The sequence below is a fragment of the Streptomyces sp. NPDC002324 genome (assembly GCF_053593335.1).
Window position 1 is genome coordinate 1 of record NZ_JBSFCF010000071.1, and the last position, 20,612, is coordinate 20,612.

The following is a 20,612-nucleotide window of genomic DNA, read 5'->3' on the forward strand; positions in this document are numbered from 1 at the left end:
GGGAACTGCGCGACCAGCCCCCACCCACCCGCACCCGACATCGCACTGACCACCCCCCCCGAACCCCCCACCCCCCGAACCCCCCGATCCAAAGGTGATCCATGCCCACCCCCGAGTTGATCTCCCCGCGTTCCGCCCGCGTCTCCGCGGCGCGCCGGCTCGCGAAGCGGAACTTCCGGGGGAAGGACCGGCTGTTCCTGGCGGAGGGCCCGCAGGCCGTGCGCGAGGCCGCCGGACACGCGGACACCCTGGTCGAACTGTTCGCCACCCCCGACGCCGCGGAGCGGTACGCCGACATCGTCGGCGAGGCCCACGCGGCCGGCGCCCGCGTGCACCTCGCCGACGAGGCGGTCATCGCCGACATCTCCACCACCGTCACCCCGCAGGGCCTCGTCGGGGTCTGCCGCTTCCTCGACACCCCGTTCGCGGAGATCCTGGAAAGCCGCCCCAAGCTCGTCGCCGTACTCGCCCACGTCCGCGACCCCGGCAACGCCGGCACCGTACTGCGCTGCGCCGACGCCGCCGGGGCCGAGGCGGTCGTGCTCACCGACGCGTCCGTGGACCTCTACAACCCCAAGGCCGTGCGCGCCTCCGTCGGGTCGCTGTTCCATCTGCCCGTCGCCGTCGGCGTGCCCGTGGAGGAGGCCGTGGCGGGGCTCCGGCAGGCCGGGGTGCGGATCCTCGCCGCCGACGGCGCGGGCGAGGACGACCTCGACGCCGAGCTGGACAAGGGGACGATGGGCGGCCCCACGGCGTGGGTGTTCGGGAACGAGGCGTGGGGGCTGCCCGAGGAGACGCGGGAGCTGGCCGACGCCGTCGTACGCGTGCCGATCCACGGAAAGGCGGAAAGCCTGAACCTGGCGACCGCCGCCGCCGTATGTCTCTACGCGTCCGCCCGTGCACAGCGCGCCTTCGGAGGGTGCCGCACCGTCACGCCCAGCTAGTAGGGTGACGGGCTCGGGGGCCCACTGCACAACGCGAGAGGTGGGATACGGGGATGAGGGTCGGCACGAGCGGCACACGGGGAGCACGGGACGTGCTCGCCCCATCGGCGGCCCGGCACGATGATCTCGCCGAGCTCGGCATCGACCCCGACGACCTCCCCGACGGACTGGTCGTGGCCGACGGCAACGGCCGCGTGATCTGTTTCAACGCCGCCGCCGCCCGGATCACCGCCACCCCGGCCGCCGACGCCCTCGGCCGCCCGCTGGAACGGGCCCTCCCCCTGGAAGATCTCGAAGGCCGCCGCTGGTGGCAGCTGACCGACCCGTACGGGGGGCTCGCCATCCGCGTCGGGCAGCCCGAGCGGAACCTGCTGCTGCCCGGGGCACGCGAGATCCTCGTGTCGGCCCGCTACATCCGCACGGAGCCCACAGGACCCGTCCGCCGTGTCGTGGTCTCCCTGCGCGACACCGAGGCCCGGCGCCGCACCGAGCGCAGCCACGCCGAACTGATCGCCACCGTGGCCCACGAGCTGCGCTCGCCGCTGACGTCGGTCAAGGGGTTCACGGCGACGCTGCTCGCGAAGTGGGAGCGGTTCACGGACGACCAGAAAAAACTGATGCTGGAGACCGTGGACGCCGACGCCAACCGGGTCACGCGGCTCATCGCCGAGCTGCTGGACATCTCGCGGATCGACTCCGGGCGGCTCGAAGTGCGCAGGCAGCCCGTCGACATCGGCGCGGCCGTCGGACGGCACATCCAGGCGTACGTCGCCGCGGGGCAGCCCGCCGACCGGTTCCTGCTCCGGATCGGGCAGCCGCTCCCCGATCTGTGGGCCGACCCGGACAAGATCGACCAGGTGCTGAGCAACCTGCTGGAAAATGCGGTGCGGCACGGCGAGGGAACCGTCACGATTGACGTCACGCCCACGGCGTCCCCCCGTGAGGGGGAGGACACCGGTACGTCGGTCACGGTGAGCGACGAGGGCAGTGGCATCCCGGAGGAGTCCATGAACCGCGTCTTCACCCGCTTCTGGCGGGGCAGCAAGCGCGGCGGCACCGGCCTCGGGCTGTACATCGTCAAGGGCATCGTCGAAGCCCACGGCGGCACCATCACCGTCGGACGCGCCCCCCTCGGCGGCGCCGAGTTCCGATTTACGTTGCCCGTGAGCGCTCCGGCCTACCTGGCCTGAGCAGCTTGCGGGCGCATCCGTTCACCACCACCCCGTTAGACTCGGCCTTTGGCACCTTTGTGTCCTGCACACGGCCCTGGGCGCCGGGCACGGGGACATTCAGCCTGGGGGCACCTCCCAGCGGTAGCTGGGGGACAATCGGAAGCACGGGAAGAGATGTCGGCACCGAATAAGTCGTACGACCCTGTAGAGGTCGAGGCCTTGAAACCGGAAGAGATCGAGCGCATGCGGGACGAGGCGCTCGCCGCCTTCGCCGCCGCGGACTCCCTCGACGCGCTCCAGGAGGCAAAGGTCGCCCACACCGGCGGCACCTCCCCGCTGGCCCTCGCCAACCGCGAGATCGGCGCACTGCCCCCGCAGGCCAAGGCCGCCGCAGGCAAGCTGGTCGGCCAGGCGCGGGGCGCGGTGAACAAGGGCCTCACCGCCCGCCAGAGCGAGCTGGAGGCCGAGCGGGACGCCCGGGTACTGGTCGAGGAGGCGGTGGACGTCACACTGCCGTACGACCGCGTACCGGCCGGCGCCCGCCACCCCCTCACCACCCTGTCGGAGCGCATCGAGGACGTCTTCGTGGCCATGGGCTACGAGGTCGCCGAGGGCCCTCAGGTCGAGGCCGAGTGGTTCAACTTCGACGCTCTGAACATCGGCCCGGACCACCCGGCCCGCGGCGAGGCCGACACCTTCTTCGTGCAGGGCCCCGAGGGCGGCACCGAGTCCGGCGTCGTGCTGCGCACCCACACCTCGCCCGTGCAGATCCGCTCGCTGCTCGACCGTGAGCTGCCGGTGTACGTGATCTGCCCCGGCGTCGTGTACCGCACCGACGAGCTCGACGCCACGCACACCCCGGTCTTCCGCCAGGTCGAGCTGCTGGCCGTCGACGAGGGCCTCACCATGGCCGACCTCAAGGGCACCATGGACCACATGGTCCAGGCGCTGTTCGGCGAGGGCATGAAGACCCGGCTGCGGCCGAACTTCTTCCCGTTCACCGAGCCGTCCGCCGAGATGGACATGGTGTGCTACGTCTGCCGCGGCGAGTCCGTCGGCAACCCCGACCGCCCCTGCCGCACCTGCTCCAGCGAGGGCTGGATCGAGCTCGGTGGCTGCGGCATGGTCAACCCCAAGGTGCTCACCGCGTGCGGTGTCGACCCGGAGAAGTACAGCGGCTTCGCCTTCGGGTTCGGTATCGAGCGGATGCTGATGTTCCGCCACAACGTCGAAGACATGCGAGACATGGTCGAGGGTGACGTCCGGTTCACCCGGCCGTTCGGGATGGAGATCTGATGCGGGTCCCGCTTTCCTGGCTGCGGGAGTACGTCGACCTGCCGGCCACCCAGACCGGCCGTGACGTCCAGGCCAAGCTCATCTCGGCCGGACTGGAGGTCGAGACGGTCGAGCAGCTCGGCGACGGCCTCAAGGGCCCCCTCGTCGTCGGTCAGGTGCTGACCGTCGAGGAGCTGACGGAGTTCAAGAAGCCCATCCGCTTCTGCACCGTCGACGTCGGCACCGCCAACGGCACCGGCGAGCCGCAGGAGATCGTCTGCGGCGCCCGCAACTTCGCCGTCGGCGACAAGGTCGTGGTCGTCCTCCCCGGCGCCGAACTGCCCGGCGGCTTCGCCATCTCCGCCCGCAAGACCTACGGCCGCAACTCGCACGGCATGATCTGCTCCAGCGACGAGCTGGGCATGGGCGACGACGGCACCAAGGGCATCATCGTGCTGCCGCCGGAGACCGAGGTCGGCAAGGACGCGATCGAGCTGCTGGAACTCGTCGACGAGGTCCTCGACATCGCCGTCACCGCCAACCGCGGCGACTGCCTGTCGATCCGGGGCGTCGCCCGCGAGACCGCCATCGCCTACGGCCTGCCGCTGCGCGACCCGGCGCTCCTCGACGTCCCCGGCCCGAACGCGTTCGGGCACCCCGTCCAGGTCTCCGACCCGCTCGGCTGCGACCGCTTCACCGCCCGCACCGTCACCGGTCTCGACCCCGAGGCGCGCTCCCCGATCTGGCTCAAGCGCCGGCTGCAGAAGGTCGGCATGCGCCCGATCTCGCTCGCCGTCGACATCACCAACTACGTGATGATGGAGCTGGGCCAGCCGCTGCACGCCTACGACCGCTCCCTCGTCCAGGGCACGATCGGTGTGCGCCGGGCCGAGGAGGGCGAGAAGATCGTCACCCTGGACGGCACCACGCGCACCCTGCACGCCGAGGACCTGGTGATCACCGACGAGCGCGGCCCCATCGGCCTCGCCGGGGTCATGGGCGGCGCCGACACCGAGATCGCCGACCACGACGATCTGGAGAACGCCTCCAGCGACGTCGTCATCGAAGCCGCCCACTTCGACCAGGTCGCCATCGCGCGCACGGCCCGCCGGCACAAGCTGTCGTCGGAGGCGTCCCGCCGTTTCGAGCGCGGCGTCGACCCGCTGGCCGCGGCGGCCGCCGCCCAGCGCACCGTCGACCTGCTCGTGCTCCTCGCGGGCGGCACCGCCGACGCGGGCGTCACCGAGGTGATCGCCCCGTCCGCGCCGCACACGATCAGCATGCCGGCGGACCACCCGGACCGGGTCGCGGGCGTCGAGTACGGCCGCGAGATCGTCGTACGCCGCCTCCAGGAGGTCGGCTGCGACGTCTACGGCCAGGACGACCTGATCGTCACCGTGCCGTCCTGGCGGCCCGACCTCACCGAGGTCAACGACCTCGCCGAGGAGGTCATCCGCCTGGAGGGCTACGAGAACCTGCCCTCCACCCTCCCCAAGCCGCCCTCGGGCCGGGGCCTGACCCACCGTCAGCGGCTGCACCGCCGCGTCGGCCGCGCGCTGGCCGGCGCCGGGTACGTCGAGGCGCCGAACTACCCGTTCATCGGCGAGCAGGTCTTCGACCAGCTCGGCCTGGACGCCGACGACCCGGCCCGCCGTGTCGTCAGGCTGACCAACCCGCTCAACGACGAGGAGCCCGCGCTCCGCACGTCGCTGCTGCCGGGTCTGCTGGGCGCGCTGCGGCGCAACGACGGCCGGGGCACGCACGACCTGGCCCTGTTCGAGACCGGGCTGGTGTTCCTCCCGCGTGCCGAGCAGCGCGTCGCCGTCGCGCTGCCGGTCGACCGCCGGCCCACCGACGAGGAGATCGCGTCGCTGAACGCCGCGCTGCCCGAGCAGCCGCGCCACGTCGCCGTCGTCGTCGCCGGGGCCCGTGAGCAGGCCGGCTGGTGGGGCCGGGGCCGTCCGGCCGACTGGGCCGACACCGTCGAGGCGGGCCGCGCCGTCGCCCGCGAGGCCGGTGCCGAACTGATCGTCCGCAAGGGCCAGTACGGTCCCTGGCACCCGGGCCGGTGCGCCGAGTTCGTGATCGTGGCGGACGGCGTCGAGCGGGTCGTCGGTCACGCCGGTGAGCTGCATCCGCGGGTGCTCAAGGCGCTCGGGCTGCCGGCCCGTACCGCCGCGATGGAGATCGACGTGGACGCCCTGGAGCAGGTGGGGGACAGCACCCCGCAGGCGCCGCGCATCTCCTCGTTCCCGGTCGCCACGCAGGACGTCGCCCTCGTGGTCGACGCGTTCGTGCCGCACGCCGACGTGGAGGCCGCGCTGCGCGAGGGGGCGGGCGAACTGCTGGAGGGCATCCGGCTGTTCGACGTCTACGAGAACGCGGAGCAGCTCGGTGACGGGCGGAAGTCGCTGGCGTACGCGCTGCGGTTCCGTGCCGAGGACCGGACGCTGACCGTGGACGAGGCCTCGGCGGCCCGGGACGCGGCGGTCGCCCTCGCGGGCGAGCGCACCGGCGCGGTGCTGCGGAGCTAGGACGCCTTCCCCGCGCCCCTGGACGAGTGCTCGGCCACCCGTCCGGGGGCGCGGAGGGTCACCTCACTCGTTCGGGTGACAATCTCGGGCGGACTCGCCTGACGGGGCGGCTGGTGGACAGAATCGGACCGGCCTCTCTGGGGCCTACGCGCTGTCCGGGCCTGATGGGGGGCCAACGGCATGATTCGAGTCAGGGCTGGGCTTCCTCGTAGGACATGGTCCCGGGGACGCGGGCTGTTCGGTCGGCGGTCCGCCCGTGTCGGGGCCCGGATCGCCGGTGGTGCCGTGTGCCTCGCGGCCGGCACCGGGCTGCTGCTGCACGCCAGGCAGGTGATGCTGCGGGAAGTGCGGCAGGCACGCGAGGCCGCGGGCGCCGCGCGGAGCGTGCTGCTGAGGCCCCTGCCCGCGCGGATCGACGGACTGGCCACCGCCGCCGCGCAGCTCCCCGCCGACCGGGGCGCGAGGGTCGGCGGCGACCTGTACGAGGTGATCGCCACCGAGCACGGCGTCCGCGTGGTGATGGGCGACGTACGGGGGCACGGCATCGCCGCGGTCGGCACCGTCGCCGCCGTGCTGGGCTGCTTCCGCGAGGCCGTCCACGACGAGGCCGAACTCACCGGGGTCCTTGCCCGCCTCGACCGCGCCCTCGCCCGGCACCTGCGCGACCGCGACCGCGCCCGCATCGAGGACACCGGGGACACCGAGGACACCGAGGACTTCGTCACCGTCCTCCTCCTGGAGATCACCCCGGACGGCGCACTCCGTGCCCTGAACTGCGGTCATCCCTGGCCGTACCTGCTCGGCGTCGGCCGGGCGACACCGGTCGCCCGCGCCGACCCCATGCCCCCGCTCGGGCTCTTCCCGCTGCCCGCCGAACTCCCGGTCACCGCCTGCGGCCGGCTCCTGCCGGGCGAGGCCCTGTTCCTGCACACGGACGGCGTGGAGGACGCGAGGGACAGCCAGGGCCGCTTCTTTCCCCTGGCGGCCACGCTGAGGGAAGCCGTACGTGGCCGGCCCATCTCCCCTCGGGCCGTGCTGCGGGCCGTGTTCTGGCAACTGCTGCGCCACACGGGAGGAAGGCCCAAGGACGACGTCGCGATACTGCTCCTACGCAACGAACGCCCAGTGATCCTCAGGGGCGCGGGGCTGCACGGATCTGCGGCTCCGCCGCGGGGCGCGATCAGCCACGACGCACCCGCAGTCGACAACCCGCCGGTCGCCCCCATTCCGTAGTCGCCCCCGTCCCGCCCGGCCAGGGCCACCGCACTGTACGAGGGGGAGCCGGCGGCCCCGCCGGCCTCTTGCGAGGCATTTCAGTCAACCGGCCGGGAACTCTCCGCGACAGCGCGCACACAGCCCGAATCCGGGCATTCCCTTCACACCCCGTGTGAAAGGGGAGGCGCTACGCTGCGATTCGCCGGCACCGAGCCACCGGAGGGCCTCCATGCAGCCCAACACCCTGCTCGACGCGATCCTCGACGAGGCCGGTGTCTCCCATGCCGGTCTCGCCGCGCATGTCAACCAGGCGGGGCGGGCCCGGGGGCTCGCGCTGAGATATGAACACACCGCCGTGGCCCGGTGGTTGAAGGGGCAGCGGCCGCGAGGGCAGGTGCCCGACCTGATCTGCGAGGTGCTCGCCGGGCGGCTGCACCGGACGGTCACCCTCGACGACATCGGGCTCGGCGTGCCCGGCGAGCTGATCTCCCAGCACGGCGCCGGCCTCTCCGGTTTCGTGGAGCGCGCCACCGCCCTGTGGCGCTCCGACGAGCAGCAGCGCCCCCATGTCCTCGGGGCCCCCGCCGTCACCGGCACACCCGCCGTGATGCCGGTCTGGGAGTGGGAGAACCCGCCGGAGGACGTCGACGTGTCCCGCGGCGGACGGCACCGCGTCAGCATGGCCGACATCGAGATGCTGCGTGCGGCCCGGACGCACTACGAGCAGATGTACCGCAAGGCCGGGGGTGTCGCCACGCGCACCCGGATCGTCGGGTTCCTCAACGCGGAGGCGGCGCCGCTGCTGCGGGGCAGCTACACCGACGCCACCGGGCGCCAACTGCACCGGGCCACCGGGGGGTTGGTGGCGATCGCCGGGATCTGCGCGTACGACTCCGACGCCCACGGGCTGGCCCAGCGGTACTTCCACCAGGCGCTGCGGCTGGCGAAGGCCAGCGGGGACCGGGGGCTCGGCGCCTATGTCATCGCGCTCCTCGTCAACCAGTCGCTGTTCATGCGGGAGCACCGGCAGGCCGTCGCCTTCGCCGAGGCGGCGCTGCGGACCGCGGGCCGGCACATCACCCCGGCGCTCTCCTCCGACCTCTACGCGATGCAGGCGAAGGCGTACGCGCACCTGGGCGACGGTACGAGCGCCCTGTCCTGCATCCGGCGGGCCGAGCAGGCCGCCGAGCACATCCGGCCCGGGCACGAGCCGGATGAGACCGGCTATGTCCAACCCGGTCTGGTGAACGTACAGGTGGCGGAGGCGCTGCTCAGTCTCGGGGAGCTGACGGCCGCGGCGGAGCACGCGACGGCGGCCGTCGACACCCCGGCGCACGACCGGGGCCGGGTGCACCGGCTCGCGATGCTCAGCCAGATCGAGCTGCGGCAGGGCAACGCGGACAAGGCGGTGGCCACCGCCGTGGAAATGGCCGAACGAGCACGGGGAATGGAGTCCATGCGCCTGCGGGACAGACTGCGGGCGGTGCGCGAACACCTTGTGCGCAGCGGCTGCGCGGGGACCTCGGAGGCCGCCGAACTCATCGACGGAGCACTGCGCGTACCGCTCTGACACCGCGCGCGGGGCGCGGCCGTGCCCCGTCTGTGCGCCTGCTGTCACTTAGCTCCTGCTGCGATATTGCCACTTACTCGGCGGAAGGTGGCAGAACCATGCAGTGGGCGAAACAGAGCGAACAAACTGTGTACTCGAACCGCTGGTTCAGCGTCAATCTCGCGGATGTCGCGTTGCCGGACGGGCGGCGCCTGGACCACTTCCTGATACGGCTGCGGCCCGTGGCCGTGGCCACCGTGATCAACGAGGCCAACGAGGTGCTGCTGCTGTGGCGGCACCGCTTCATCACCGACAGCTGGGGGTGGGAACTCGCGGCGGGCGTCGTCGAGGACGGCGAGGCCGTGGCCGAGGCCGCCGCCCGCGAACTGGAGGAGGAGACCGGATGGCGGCCGGGACCCCTGCGCCACCTGATGAGCGTCGAGCCCTCCAACGGGCTCACCGACGCGCGGCACCACATCTACTGGGCCGACGAGGGCGCGTACGTCGGTCATCCGGTGGACGACTTCGAGTCGGACCGCAGGGAATGGGTTCCCCTCAAGCTCGTTCCCGACATGGTCGCCCGCGGCGAGGTCCCGGCCGCCAACATGGCGGCCGCCCTGCTCCTGCTGCACCACCTGCGTCTCGGGCAGGACGCCAGGCCCTAGCGGCCCAGCGCCTGCCAGATGGACACCACCAGGGCGCCCAGTGCCGTGAGGGCCGCCACCGCGGGCAGGGGCCAGCGGGCGTGCTCCAGGGTGACGACCCGGGTGTTCAGGTCGTCCAGTTCCTTGGCGCTCTGTTCGGCGCGGTGGCTCAGCAGGGTCAGCCCTCCTTCGACGCGTGTGTGCGCCACATCCAGGCGGCGGCGTAACTCTGCGAGTTCGCCGTGGTGCACGGGATGCTCGGGGTCGATGGCCACGAGTCCGCTCCTTTCTGTAGTCGTCCTCGTCCCTTGCGTGCGCAACGGAAGTCAACTCGCCAGGTGGGCGCGTGGGGAGAGTGTGCGAACGGCATATGCGTGTCCGCCGCGCACACGGTGTGTGAATACGACGGGCCCGGCACCTTTCCCGGTGCCGGGCCCGTCGGGGACGAGATGACTGACCGTCCGTAGTCAGGCGTACGAGTAGAAGCCCGATCCCGACTTCCGGCCGAGCCTGCCCGCGTCCACCATGCGCTGGAGCAGCGGGGGAGCGGCGTACAGCGGCTCCTTGTACTCCTCGTACATCGAGTTGGCGATGGAGACGATGGTGTCCAGGCCGATCAGGTCGGAGAGCCTCAGCGGCCCCATCGGGTGGGCGCAGCCCAGCTCCATGCCGTTGTCGATGTCCTCACGGCCCGCGATGCCCGACTCGAACATCCGGATCGCGGAGAGCAGATACGGCACGAGCAGCGCGTTGACGACGAAGCCCGAGCGGTCCTGGGCGCGCACGGCGTGCTTGCCGAGCACCTTCTCGGCGAACAGCTGCGCCCGGCTGAGGGTGCCCTCGGAGGTGGTGAGCGCCGGGATCAGCTCGACGAGCTTCTGCACGGGGGCCGGGTTGAAGAAGTGGATACCGATGACGTGGTCGGGCCGCGAGGTGGCGACCGCGAGCTTCACCAGCGGGATGGAGGAGGTGTTGGAGGCGAGGATCGCGTCCGGGCGGGTCACCACCTGGTCGAGCACCTGGAAGATCTCCGTCTTCACCTGCTCGTTCTCCACGACCGCCTCGATGACGAGGTCACGGTCGGCGAACTCGCCGAGGTCGGTGGTGAAACTGAGGCGCGCCTGCGTCCCGTCCCGATCCGCCTCGGTGATCTTGCCGCGCTCGGCCGCCTTGGACAGGGAGTTGAACAGCCGGGTACGACCGATCTCCAGGGCCTCGCCGCTGGTCTCGGCGACCTTCACGTCCAGTCCGGCGCGGGCGCACACCTCGGCGATGCCCGCTCCCATCTGGCCGCAGCCCACGACTCCGACTCGTGCGAGATCTGCCGTCGGGAAGTCCGTCACATCGTCCCTTTCACTGGTCCACGTGCTTGGCAGATACCTCCGGTGCGGTCCTGCGCCACACCCGCACGTTACCCGTGACGGCTACCGATCAGTATTCCGGGTGTCCCATGGAAGGCTGGCCGGGGACCGGTCCGCGACGGTGCGGACACCCGGGAAGCGGTACGCGGAGGTGGGCGATGCATCGGAAGCCACGCATGTCACGACGGGCGTTCTGGGCGACCGCGGCGGCGACGCTCGTGGCGGCCGGGGGCGCGGCTGCCGGTACCGCCATCGCCGGGGGGTCCGGCCCCCGCCGCAGGGCGGCCGAGGGCGAGATGCGCGGGATGTGGCTGGCGACCGTCGCGGGCCGGGACTGGCCCTCCGCACCCGGCCTGACCGCCGGCCGACAGCGCGCCGAACTCCTCACCCACCTCGACACCGCCGTGGCCCGCCGCCTCAACACGGTGATGTTCCAGGTCCGCCCCACCGCCGACGCGTTCTGGCCCTCCCCGCACGAGCCCTGGTCGCAGTACCTCACCGGTACCCAGGGGAAGGACCCCGGCTGGGACCCGCTCGGCACGGCGGTCGAGGAGGCCCACGCCCGGGGCCTGGAACTGCACGCCTGGTTCAACCCCTACCGGATCGCCCTGCACGCCGACCCGACCCGTCTCGTCGCCTCGCATCCGGCCCGCCGGAACCCGAGCTGGGTCGTCCCCTACGGCGGCAGGCTGCACTACAACCCCGGCATCCCCGCCGTCCGCGCCTTCGTGCGCACGGCCATGCTCGACGCCGTACGGAAGTACCCGGTCGACGCCGTGCACTTCGACGACTACTTCTACCCGTACCCGGTGGCCGGCCAGGTTTTCGACGACGACGAGGCGTACGACCGGTACGGCGGGAGCTTCCCCAACCGGGCCGCCTGGCGGCGCGACAACGTCGACCGGCTGGTCCGGGAGACGGCGGCGGAGATCAAGGTCATCCGCCCCGGCACCCAGTTCGGGATCAGCCCCTTCGGGGTGTGGCGCAACGCCGAGACCGACGAGCGGGGCTCGGACACCCGGGCCGGCGTGCAGACGTACGACGACCTGCACGCGGACACACGGACCTGGGTCCGGGAGAACTGGATCGACTACGTCGTGCCACAGCTGTACTGGAACATCGGCTTCGCCCCGGCCGACTACGCCGAGCTGCTGCCCTGGTGGGCGGAGACCGCCCGGGACAGCGGGACACGCCTGTACATCGGGGAGGCCCTGTACAAGGCGGGCGACCCCGCGCAGCCCGCGGCCTGGCAGGATCCGGCCGAGCTGTCCGAGCACCTCGCCCTCGCCCGTGACGTCCCGGAGGCACGCGGTCACGTCTTCTTCTCGGCCAGGGAGGTCAAGACCGACACGATCGGCGCGATGGCACGCGTGGTCGCCGACCACTACCAGCGGCCGGCGGAGCCACCGCGCTGACGCGTGCGGACGGGTGTGATCGCTACCTCGGGTCCCCGGGGTGCCGGACGACCGTGTCCGGGCCCGGGGACATCAGTGCCTCGTGCCCGTCGTCCTCGAACCGGACCCGGTAGGGCGGGTTCCCGTCATGGCCGAGCACCTCCAGGACCTCGGCGGTCCGGTCGTGGTGCCCGACGGTCCTGCCGTGCACCAGCAGGGTGTCGCCTACAGCTGCCTGCATCGGGGGGCCTCCTCGTCTCGCACGGGAGTGGCTGTCCGTGACCGCAGTCTATTGCGGGCGGCGCCGGTGGGACCGGTGTGCGCGACGGACTCTCAGACGCCCTCAGGCGGAGGAACGCTGGGTGACCGCGATGCAGACCAGCACGGCGGCGGCCGTCAGGGGCGCGGCCGGGTTGAGCTGCTCACCGAGGAGCAGCACCGACCACACCAGTGTGAGCAGCGGCTGCGCGAGCTGCAACTGGCTGGCCTTCGGTATGCCGATCGCCGCCATGCCCCGGTACCAGACGACCAGCCCCAGGAACTGGGATCCGGCCGCCACCCACACCAGCCCGGCCACACTGTGCCCGGTCAGCAGGACCGGCTCGTGGGACAGGGCCAGCAGGGCGCCCGGCACGCTCAGTGGCAGACACAGCACCAGGGCCCAGCCGATGACCTGCCAGCCGGGCATCACCCGGGCCAGCCGGCCGCCCTCGGTGTAGCCCGCCGCGCAGACCAGCAGGGCGCCGAAGAGATAGAGGTCGGCGGATGTCAGCGCGCCGCCGCTCTGCGTCACGGTGAAGGCGATGACGGCGCCGGCCCCGGCGAGGGCGGCGGTCCAGAAGGTGCGGGAGGGGCGCGTCCCCATGCGCAGCGCCGAGAGCAGGGCCGTCGTCAACGGGAGCAGGCCGACCACCACGGCGGCGTGCGCGGTGGTGGAGGTCCGCAGCGCGAGCGTCGTCAGCAGCGGGAAGCCCAGCACGACACCGGCGGCCACGACCGCGAGCCCCGCCCAGTGCCGGCGGGCGGGCGGCCGCACCCGCAGAGCCAAAAGACAGCTTCCCGCGATGACGGCGGCGAGGACGCTGCGCACGGCCACGAGGGACCAGGGGCCGAAGCCCTCCAGGCCCCAGGCGGTGGCCGGGAAGGTGAGGGAGAAGGCGGTGACGCCGAGGGCGGCCTGGAGGGTGCCGCCGGTCCGTGGGCGAGGGCCGGTCGCGGCGGACCGGGTCGCGATGCGGGCCGCCGGTCGTGGACCGGTGGGTCCCGGCTGTGGCTCACCGGGTGCCGGACTGCCGTCCACCGCTACTGAACCCTGGGCGATAGCGCTACTCTCTACTCTCATGCAAGAGCGTAGCAGTGGTGCGGAACTGGCGGAACAGCTACGTAAGGAGCTTGACCGCTACTCGCCCGGTGGAAAGCTGCCGTCGAGCCGGGCGCTCGTCGAGCGCTTCCGGGTGAGCCCGGTGACCGTCTCGCGGGCCCTGGCACACCTGGCCGCCGAGGGGCTCGTGGTGACCCGGCCGGGGGCGGGGGCCTTCCGGGCGTGGCCGCGCGAGGGCCGGGCGGCGACCGTGGGGGACACCTCCTGGCAGGAGGTCGCGCTGAGCGCGGACGGCAGCGCCGAGCCGTCGCCCCGCACGGTGGACGCCTCCGGCGTGCTGGTCTCCCTCGCCTCCCCGCCGCCCGGCGTGATCGAGTTCAACAGCGGCTATCTGCACCCGTCCCTGCAGCCGGAGCAGGCCATGGGCGCCGCCCTGTCGAGAGCGGGACGCAGGCCCGGAGTGTGGGCCCGCCCGCCGGTCGAGGGTGTGCCGGAGCTGCGGGAATGGTTCGCTCGGAGCATCGGCGGAGCGATCACCGCGGCCGAGGTGATCGTCGCGGCGGGCGGCCAGTCCGCCCTGACCACCGCCCTGCGCGCCCTCGCCCCGCCCGGAGCGCCGGTCCTCGTCGAATCGCCCACCTATCCGGGCATGCTGGCGATCGCGCGGGCGGCCGGACTCAGGCCCGTGCCGGTGCCGGTGGACGCGGACGGGGTCAGACCCGCCCTGCTCGCCGACGCGTTCAAGGCGTCCGGCGCCCGGGTCTTCGTCTGCCAGCCGCTCTTCCAGAACCCCACCGGCGCCGCCCTCGCGGTGGACCGCAGGGGCGAGGTGCTGCGGATCGCCCGGGAGGCGGGGGCCTTCGTCGTGGAGGACGACTTCGTACGCCGGCTGGTGCACGAGGACGCCGGGCCCCTGCCCGAGCCACTGGCGGCCGACGACCCCGACGGCGTGGTCGTGCACGTCTCCTCGCTGACCAAGGCCACCTCGCCCAGCTTCCGGGTGGGCGCCCTGGCCGCCCGGGGGCCGGTTTTGGAACGGCTGCGCGCCATCCAGGTCGTCGACACCTTCTTCGTCCCGCGCCCCCTCCAGGAGGCAGCCCTCGAACTCGTCGGCTCACCGGCCTGGCCCCGCCATCTGCGGGCGGTCTCCCGGGAGTTGCGCAACCGGCGGGACACGCTGACCACCGAGCTGCGGATGAGGCTGCCCGAACTCGCCCTGCCCCACATCCCCTCCGGCGGCTACCACCTGTGGCTGCGCCTGCCCGACGGCACCGACGAGCCCGCCCTGGTCGCCGCGGCCCTCCGTGCGGGCGTCGCCGTCACCCCCGGACGCCCCTATTTCAGCGCCGAACCCCCGGCCGGACACCTGCGGTTGAGCTTCGCGGGTGTCGCGGGGGCGGGGGAGATCACGGAAGGGGTGCGGCGGCTGAGGGCGGCCGTAAACGGTTCGACAGCGGGCCTCTGACCTGCGAACGTCCAGCCATGAGCGACGAGCCGGCCCTCCCCGAGGGCTACGAGATGTCCGACGACCCCGACCGTATCGACGTCGGACGGGTCCACCGGTGGCTGTCCACCGACGCGTACTGGGCCCTCGGCCGCCCCCGCGAGAAGCAGGACAGCGCGATGCGGGGATCCCTCAACTTCGGGGTGTACGACACGGGTTCGGGGGAGCAGGTCGCGTACGCGCGGGTGGTGACCGACCGGGCCACCTTCGCGTGGCTCTGCGATGTGTACGTCGACCCCGCGGTGCGCGGGAAGGGGCTGGGCACCGCCCTGGTCGCGGCCGTGCGCGACCACCTGCTGCCGTACGGACTGCGGCGCGTCCTGCTCGCCACGCACGACGCGCACGGTGTCTACGCGAAGCTCGGGTTCGAGCCGCTCGCCCAGCCCGACCGGTGGATGGCGCTGGTGCTCGAGTGAGGTCCGGATGCGGTGACGACTGCTCGGGGTGTGCGGCGAAATACCCCGGGTAACTCCTGAGTAACGCCTCTTGACCTGCGCAGTCTCCCGTTCCACCATCGCCGCATGCCACTTCGGGTCACGTTCGTCGCCGCCGCGCGCTGTTCCTCGCTGCTCGCGGAACGTTTCGAGGACGACCGGCCGCTGGACCAGGCCGGCTGGGACGAAGTGCAGCGCGCCGCCCATGAGCTGGTGCCCTGGCGGCGGCCGAGCTGCGCTACTGCTCGCCGACACCACGCAGCCGGGCCACCGGGGATGCCCTCGGCTACGCCCCGCTGGCCCAGCCCGCGCTGCGGGACTGCGACATGGGCCGCTGGCGCGGCTTCACGCTCGGCGAGGCCATGGCGCGGGAGCCCTCGGCCGTGGACGCCTGGCTCGCCGACCCGCGTTCCACGCCGCACGGCGGGGAGTCGCTGATCACCTTCATCTCCCGCATCGGCGGCTGGCTCGAAACCCGGCCGGCCGACGAGGGCTGCCGTATCGTCGCGGTGGCCGAGCCGTCCGTGCTGCGCGCCGCCCTGGTCTACGCGCTCAAGGCCCCGCCGTCGTCGTACTGGAACATGGACATCGGTCCCCTGTCGACGGTCACGGTCGCGGGCCACGCGGGCCGCTGGAACCTGCGCCTGGGCGCCGCGCGGTAGGAGTACCTCTCACGGTGTGCGTTCGCGGGTGAGATCGGTGACCAGGAGCTGCTGCTTCGCGGGGCCGCCGACCCGCCAGACCGTCCGCCGGCGGTCCTCGTCGTGGACCTCGAACGCGCCCCGGTAGAGATCGGCGACGCACGGGTGGTCCGTTGTGCCAGTGGCCGGACGTCAGGTCCAGGTCGTGGAAAGGCCGGCCGTCGGCGAAGCGGACGTCCGCCGTGCCGGGGACGGGGCTCGGCAGGAAGCGCAGCGTGCGCTCGGCGGGACGGGGGACGCCCTGCCACACGAAAGTACCGGTCTCGCGGTGGAGCAGCCCGCCGTCGTTCAGCGGGCTGAAAACGGTCCTGCCGGTGAACTCCCCTTCCGCACCGCTCGTCAGGTCCCGCACGGATCGCCGGACCCGCCAGCTTCCGGCGAGATACGCCAGGGCATCGCGAACTGGCAGGAAATCGCCCATCCGTCCCTTCACTTCCGGCCCTTCCGACACTTTCGGTGCTGTGCGACCCGTTGACGCTGATCAGTTGACCTCCCTATCTTGCCGTTCGATGTGCTGATCATTGTCTGATATTTCGAACCACTCCATGCCCCCACCCCGAGCCGCGGAGTATCCATGTCACGCAGCACCCGCCCCCGTTGGAGACTCGGCCTGACCGCCACCGCCTTCCTGGTGGCCGCCGCCTCCGTCACGGCGCCCGCGCACGCCGAGGACGTCACCGACTACGCGATCACCGTCGACCCGTCCGCCCAGGGCGCGACGATCGACGACACGATGTACGGCGTCTTCTTCGAGGACATCAACCGGGCCGCCGACGGCGGTCTCTACGCCGAACTGGTGCAGAACCGGTCCTTCGAGTACTCGACCGCCGACAACCGCGCCTACACCCCTCTCACCTCCTGGGCCGTGGACGGCACCGCCCAGGTCGTGAACGACGCCGGCCGGCTCAACGAGCGCAACCGCAACTACCTCTCCCTGGGCGCCGATTCGTCCGTCACCAACGCCGGCTACAACACCGGCGTCCGCGTCGAGGAGGGCGAGAGGTACGACTTCTCTGTGTGGGCGCGCGCCGAGGGCCGTACGGCGCTGACCGTCACCCTCCAGGACGCCGAAGGCCCCCTCGCCGAGGCCGACCAGGTCACGGTCAAGGGCGGCTGGGCCAAGTACAAGCTCCGTCTCAGGGCGACGCGGACCAGCTCCGCCGGCCGGCTGACCGTCGCCACCGCCGGGGCCGCCGCCCTCGACGAGGTCTCCCTCTTCCCGCGCGACACCTACAAGGGCCACAAGAACGGCCTGCGCGAGGATCTCGCCGAGAAGATCGCCGCACTGAAGCCCGGCTTCGTCCGCTTCCCCGGCGGCTGCCTCGTCAACACCGGCTCCATGCAGGACTACAGCGCGGCCTCGAACTGGGAGCGCAAGCGCGCGTACCAGTGGAAGGACACCATCGGCCCCGTCGAGCAGCGCGCCACCAACTCCAACTTCTGGGGCTACAACCAGAGTTACGGACTCGGCTACTACGAGTACTTCCAGTTCTCCGAGGACATCGGCGCGATGCCGCTGCCCGTGGTCCCCGCCCTGGTCACCGGCTGCGGCCAGAACCGGGCCACCGAGGACGAGGCCCTGCTCCAGCGGCACATCCAGGACACCCTCGACCTCATCGAGTTCGCCAACGGCCCCGTGACCAGCCAGTGGGGCGGCGAACGGGCACGGATGGGCCACCCCGAGCCCTTCCACCTCACCCACCTCGCCGTCGGCAACGAGGAGAACCTGCCGAACGAGTACTTCGCCCGCTTCAGCGAGTTCCGGGCCGCCATCGCGGCGAAGTACCCCGACATCAAGGTGATCTCGAACTCCGGCCCCGACGACACGGGCACCGTCTTCGACACCGCGTGGAAGCTGAACCGCGAGGCGGACGTCGACATGGTCGACGAGCACTACTACAACAGCCCGCAGTGGTTCCTCCAGAACAACGACCGCTACGACTCCTACGACCGCGGCGGCCCGAAGGTCTTCCTCGGCGAGTACGCCTCCCAGGGCAACGCCTTCAAGAACGCCCTCTCCGAGGCCGCGTTCATGACCGGCCTGGAGCGCAACGCCGACATCGTGAAGCTCGCCTCCTACGCACCGCTCCTCGCCAACGAGGACTACGTGCAGTGGAGCCCCGACATGATCTGGTTCAACAACCACGCGTCCTGGAACTCCGCCAACTACGAGACCCAGAAGCTGTTCATGAACAACGTCGGCGACCGCGTGGTGCCGTCGACGGCCACCGGCACGCCGGCGCTCTCCGGCCCCATCACCGGCGCCGTGGGCCTGTCGACCTGGGCGACGACAGCGGCGTACGACGACGTGAAGGTGACCTCGGCCGACGGCGCGACCCTGTTCACCGACGACTTCGGCGGTGACGCCTCGCGGTGGACCCACAGCGGCGGGGGCAGCTGGAGCATCCAGGACGGCCGGTACACCCAGACCGACGTGGCCGCCGAGAACACCATGGTCTCGGCCGGGGACACCGCCTGGCACGACTACGACCTGAAGGTGAAGGCCACCAAGAAGGCGGGCAAGGAGGGCTTCCTCGTCGCCTTCGGCGTCAAGGACACCGGCAACTACTACTGGTGGAACCTCGGCGGCTGGAACAACACCACCAGCGCCGTCGAGCAGGCCGTGGACGGCGGCAAGTCCTCGCTGATCTCCAAGCCGGGCACGATCGAGACGGGCCGTACGTATGACGTCGAGGTCGAGGTGCGGGGGCGGCAGGTGACCCTGCTGCTCGACGGCAAGGAGTGGGGCAGCTTCACCGACGACAAGCCGGCGGAGCCGTTCCGGCAGGTGGTGACCCGTGACGCGAAGACCGGCGAACTGATCGTCAAGGTCGTCAACGCACAGCCGACCGCGGCGCGTACGGCCATCGACCTCGGGGGTGCACGGGTGCGCTCCACCGCTCACGTGACCACGCTGACGGCCGCGCCGGACGCGGTGAACACGGAGACGGCCACCCCGGTCGCGCCGGTGAGGTCCACGTTCGGCGGGGTGGCGGAGAAGTTCGGCTACACGTTTCCGGCGAACTCCGTGACATTCCTGCGGATCAAGGAGCGGTGAGGGTGGGCCCGGGCCCGGCTCTGTGAGCCGGGTGCGGGTGCCGGTGCGGGTGCGCGGGGGCTGGTCGCGAGGTTCCCCGCGTCCCTGATCCGGGCCCGGGGTCCATCCAGGGCGTCTACGAGCGGCGGCGGGGCTTTCCGGGCCTGCCGCCGCTCTTGGTGCCTCTGCCGCCGGACGAGCCGCCCCGGGGGTTACGGGCGGTCGGCTTGCCCGTGCCCGTGCCGGTGCGCTTGGGCTTCTGCTGCGGCTTCTTCTCCTCCGGGGGCTTCGCGCGGCCCCGTGAGCTGTTGACCGTCCGGCCCCGGACGATGCCGATGAAGTCCTCGACCAGGCCGGTCGTCGCGTCCTGCGGCCAGGACAGCGCGACGCGGGACTCGGGGGCGTCCGTCACCGGGCGGTAGGTGAGGTCCTTGCGGTGGTGGAGCCGGGCCAGCGACTGGGGGACGACGAGCAGCCCGATCCCGGCCGCCACCAGCTCGATCGCGTCCGCCGTGGTGGCGGGACGCTCGAACGCCGGCTCTCCCGGCGGCCGCTCCCAGCCGAGGGTGTCGTCGAGAGGGTGCAGCACGACCTCGTCCGTCAGGTCGCCGGTGGTCACCTCGTCGACCGCCGCGACGACGTGGTCCTTGGGGACCACGACGACGGTGGTCTCGGCGTAGAGAGGGATCGCGCTGAGGTCGTCACGGTCCACCGGCAGCCGTACGAACCCGGCGTCCGCGCCGCCGTCCCGCAGCAGGCCGAACGCCTCGGCGGGGGACACCTGGAGAAGGGTCAGGGGGACGTCGGGCAACCGCTCGTTCCAGATCCGCACCCATTTGGTGGGCGTCACTCCCGGGACGTACGCGAGCCGGAACGAAGGGGATGCTTCCGAGCCTGTCACGGGACCAGGCTAACGGGCGGGGACCCCGCCCCGGCACCGGCCGTGGTCGGAGGTCGGGCACACGGTCGATACCCTTGACCCATGACGTCGCACCAGACCACCCAGACCATGAAGCCCGCCACCGCGGCGAAGAAGCTGGGTGTGTACCTCCAGGCCACGCCCGCCGAGTTCCAGGAGGGCGTCGTCACCCGCGCCGAGCTGACCGCGCTCCAGACGAACCCGCCCGCCTGGCTGGAGGAGCTGCGCCGCAACGGCCCCCACCCCCGCCCCGTGGTCGCCGAGCGGCTGGGTGTCTCCATCGCGGGGCTCGCCCGCGGCGGAGTCACCGAGGCCCTCACCACCGAGCAGATCGAGGCCCTCCGGCAGGACAGCCCCGAGTGGCTCAAGAAGGAGCGCGCCACCCAGGCCGAGGTCCGCAAGGAAGGCGCCCGCCTGAAGAAGCGCAACGCGGAGCGGGCGGCCCGGTCGGACGACCGTCGTTCCTGACCCGCTCGCCGCTCGCCCCACGTCGGTGGCCGCTCGCCGCCGGCTCTAGGGCCTGTGTGATGTTGTGATCAGCCAGTTGCCTTCAGCAGGTCGTTGATCCAGATCATCGAGGCACGGAGGTGGAGGCCGGCGAGGTAGCT

General features: G+C 72.0%; 17 protein-coding genes and 2 pseudogenes. 13 read left to right on the forward strand and 6 right to left on the reverse strand.

All coding sequences use genetic code 11. The features are described from left to right. The first annotated feature begins 101 nt into the window (after window positions 1–101). The 7 genes from ACWCRJ_RS43475 (at window position 102) to ACWCRJ_RS43505 (ending at window position 9,354) form a co-directional block, all read left to right on the forward strand. On the forward strand, window positions 102–944 hold the full coding sequence (locus ACWCRJ_RS43475) for a TrmH family RNA methyltransferase (protein ID WP_450944514.1): 843 nt from the start codon (window positions 102–104) through the stop codon (window positions 942–944). A gap of 53 nt (window positions 945–997) precedes the next feature. Beyond that, window positions 998–2,134 carry an ATP-binding protein gene (locus ACWCRJ_RS43480; protein WP_450944515.1) on the forward strand — a complete coding sequence of 379 codons (1,137 nt, stop codon included), beginning with the start codon at window positions 998–1,000 and terminating at the stop codon, window positions 2,132–2,134. Between the two features lie 156 nt (window positions 2,135–2,290). Continuing rightward, window positions 2,291–3,412, forward strand: coding sequence for a phenylalanine--tRNA ligase subunit alpha (pheS, locus tag ACWCRJ_RS43485; protein ID WP_450944516.1), 1,122 nt, complete (start codon window positions 2,291–2,293; stop codon window positions 3,410–3,412). Beyond that, entirely contained in the window at window positions 3,412–5,925 is a 2,514-nt protein-coding gene (gene pheT / locus ACWCRJ_RS43490) for a phenylalanine--tRNA ligase subunit beta (RefSeq protein ID WP_450944517.1), read from the forward strand. The genes pheS and pheT overlap by 1 nt, the downstream gene beginning before the upstream one ends. A 285-nt stretch (window positions 5,926–6,210) precedes the next feature. Further along, the gene (locus ACWCRJ_RS43495) at window positions 6,211–7,158 is read left to right on the forward strand and encodes a PP2C family protein-serine/threonine phosphatase (RefSeq protein WP_450944518.1); all 948 of its coding nucleotides are present in this window, start codon (window positions 6,211–6,213) and stop codon (window positions 7,156–7,158) included. Window positions 7,159–7,369: 211 nt separating this feature from the next. After that, window positions 7,370–8,710 (forward strand): transcriptional regulator, encoded by a 1,341-nt coding sequence (locus ACWCRJ_RS43500; RefSeq protein ID WP_450944519.1) that lies wholly within the window; start codon window positions 7,370–7,372, stop codon window positions 8,708–8,710. 98 nt (window positions 8,711–8,808) lie between these two features. Next, window positions 8,809–9,354 carry an NUDIX domain-containing protein gene (locus tag ACWCRJ_RS43505; protein ID WP_383896979.1) on the forward strand — a complete coding sequence of 182 codons (546 nt, stop codon included), beginning with the start codon at window positions 8,809–8,811 and terminating at the stop codon, window positions 9,352–9,354. On the opposite strand, the gene ACWCRJ_RS43510 is transcribed toward ACWCRJ_RS43505, so the two are convergent. Continuing rightward, window positions 9,351–9,608 (reverse strand): hypothetical protein, encoded by a 258-nt coding sequence (locus tag ACWCRJ_RS43510; RefSeq protein ID WP_045557154.1) that lies wholly within the window; start codon window positions 9,606–9,608, stop codon window positions 9,351–9,353. The genes ACWCRJ_RS43505 and ACWCRJ_RS43510 overlap by 4 nt on opposite strands. A gap of 192 nt (window positions 9,609–9,800) precedes the next feature. Next, a complete protein-coding gene (locus ACWCRJ_RS43515; RefSeq protein WP_005485318.1) occupies window positions 9,801–10,676 on the reverse strand; it encodes a 3-hydroxybutyryl-CoA dehydrogenase in 876 nt (291 codons plus the stop codon). Between the two features lie 194 nt (window positions 10,677–10,870). Between ACWCRJ_RS43515 and ACWCRJ_RS43520 the strand changes: the two genes are divergently transcribed. After that, complete coding sequence (locus tag ACWCRJ_RS43520; RefSeq protein WP_450944520.1) at window positions 10,871–12,109, forward strand: glycoside hydrolase family 10 protein; 1,239 nt, start codon at window positions 10,871–10,873, stop codon at window positions 12,107–12,109. Window positions 12,110–12,131: 22 nt separating this feature from the next. On the opposite strand, the gene ACWCRJ_RS43525 is transcribed toward ACWCRJ_RS43520, so the two are convergent. After that, entirely contained in the window at window positions 12,132–12,329 is a 198-nt protein-coding gene (locus ACWCRJ_RS43525; protein ID WP_037701681.1) for a DUF1918 domain-containing protein, read from the reverse strand. A gap of 102 nt (window positions 12,330–12,431) precedes the next feature. Then, window positions 12,432–13,430 carry a DMT family transporter gene (locus tag ACWCRJ_RS43530; protein WP_450944521.1) on the reverse strand — a complete coding sequence of 333 codons (999 nt, stop codon included), beginning with the start codon at window positions 13,428–13,430 and terminating at the stop codon, window positions 12,432–12,434. Between ACWCRJ_RS43530 and ACWCRJ_RS43535 the strand changes: the two genes are divergently transcribed. From ACWCRJ_RS43535 to ACWCRJ_RS43545, 3 genes and pseudogenes are all read left to right on the forward strand, one after another. Then, window positions 13,429–14,874, forward strand: a complete 1,446-nt coding sequence (locus tag ACWCRJ_RS43535) for an aminotransferase-like domain-containing protein (protein ID WP_450944522.1) — start codon at window positions 13,429–13,431, stop codon at window positions 14,872–14,874. The two genes, ACWCRJ_RS43530 and ACWCRJ_RS43535, sit on opposite strands and share 2 nt — an antisense overlap. A gap of 17 nt (window positions 14,875–14,891) precedes the next feature. Then, a complete protein-coding gene (locus tag ACWCRJ_RS43540; protein ID WP_097250617.1) occupies window positions 14,892–15,329 on the forward strand; it encodes a GNAT family N-acetyltransferase in 438 nt (145 codons plus the stop codon). 105 nt (window positions 15,330–15,434) lie between these two features. After that, window positions 15,435–16,009, forward strand: a pseudogene (locus tag ACWCRJ_RS43545) (histidine phosphatase family protein). Between the two features lie 9 nt (window positions 16,010–16,018). Here the strand turns inward: ACWCRJ_RS43545 and ACWCRJ_RS43550 are convergent. Continuing rightward, window positions 16,019–16,469 (reverse strand): annotated as a pseudogene (locus ACWCRJ_RS43550) (DUF6314 family protein). A 153-nt stretch (window positions 16,470–16,622) separates the two neighbouring features. On the opposite strand from ACWCRJ_RS43550, the gene ACWCRJ_RS43555 reads away from it, so the two are divergent. After that, a complete protein-coding gene (locus ACWCRJ_RS43555; RefSeq protein ID WP_450944523.1) occupies window positions 16,623–19,106 on the forward strand; it encodes an alpha-L-arabinofuranosidase C-terminal domain-containing protein in 2,484 nt (827 codons plus the stop codon). Between the two features lie 115 nt (window positions 19,107–19,221). On the opposite strand, the gene ACWCRJ_RS43560 is transcribed toward ACWCRJ_RS43555, so the two are convergent. Then, a complete protein-coding gene (locus tag ACWCRJ_RS43560; RefSeq protein ID WP_450944524.1) occupies window positions 19,222–19,986 on the reverse strand; it encodes a LysR substrate-binding domain-containing protein in 765 nt (254 codons plus the stop codon). Window positions 19,987–20,067: 81 nt separating this feature from the next. On the opposite strand from ACWCRJ_RS43560, the gene ACWCRJ_RS43565 reads away from it, so the two are divergent. After that, window positions 20,068–20,472: a DUF5997 family protein gene (locus ACWCRJ_RS43565; protein ID WP_450944525.1), complete on the forward strand. Its 405-nt coding sequence runs from the start codon at window positions 20,068–20,070 to the stop codon at window positions 20,470–20,472. Window positions 20,473–20,612 lie beyond the last annotated feature (140 nt).

Bases quoted from the DNA above. Each gene is read 5' to 3' on its own strand.
- ACWCRJ_RS43475 (WP_450944514.1), top strand. From the start codon at position 102: ATGCCCACCCCCGAGTTGATCTCCCCGCGTTCCGCCCGCGTCTCCGCG.
- ACWCRJ_RS43480 (WP_450944515.1), top strand. From the start codon at position 998: ATGAGGGTCGGCACGAGCGGCACACGGGGAGCACGGGACGTGCTCGCC.
- pheS (WP_450944516.1), top strand. From the start codon at position 2,291: ATGTCGGCACCGAATAAGTCGTACGACCCTGTAGAGGTCGAGGCCTTG.
- pheT (WP_450944517.1), top strand. From the start codon at position 3,412: ATGCGGGTCCCGCTTTCCTGGCTGCGGGAGTACGTCGACCTGCCGGCC.
- ACWCRJ_RS43500 (WP_450944519.1), top strand. From the start codon at position 7,370: ATGCAGCCCAACACCCTGCTCGACGCGATCCTCGACGAGGCCGGTGTC.
- ACWCRJ_RS43505 (WP_383896979.1), top strand. From the start codon at position 8,809: ATGCAGTGGGCGAAACAGAGCGAACAAACTGTGTACTCGAACCGCTGG.
- ACWCRJ_RS43520 (WP_450944520.1), top strand. From the start codon at position 10,871: ATGTCACGACGGGCGTTCTGGGCGACCGCGGCGGCGACGCTCGTGGCG.
- ACWCRJ_RS43525 (WP_037701681.1), bottom strand. From the start codon at position 12,329: ATGCAGGCAGCTGTAGGCGACACCCTGCTGGTGCACGGCAGGACCGTC.
- ACWCRJ_RS43535 (WP_450944522.1), top strand. From the start codon at position 13,429: ATGCAAGAGCGTAGCAGTGGTGCGGAACTGGCGGAACAGCTACGTAAG.
- ACWCRJ_RS43530 (WP_450944521.1), bottom strand. From the start codon at position 13,430: ATGAGAGTAGAGAGTAGCGCTATCGCCCAGGGTTCAGTAGCGGTGGAC.
- ACWCRJ_RS43540 (WP_097250617.1), top strand. From the start codon at position 14,892: ATGAGCGACGAGCCGGCCCTCCCCGAGGGCTACGAGATGTCCGACGAC.
- ACWCRJ_RS43555 (WP_450944523.1), top strand. From the start codon at position 16,623: ATGTCACGCAGCACCCGCCCCCGTTGGAGACTCGGCCTGACCGCCACC.
- ACWCRJ_RS43565 (WP_450944525.1), top strand. From the start codon at position 20,068: ATGACGTCGCACCAGACCACCCAGACCATGAAGCCCGCCACCGCGGCG.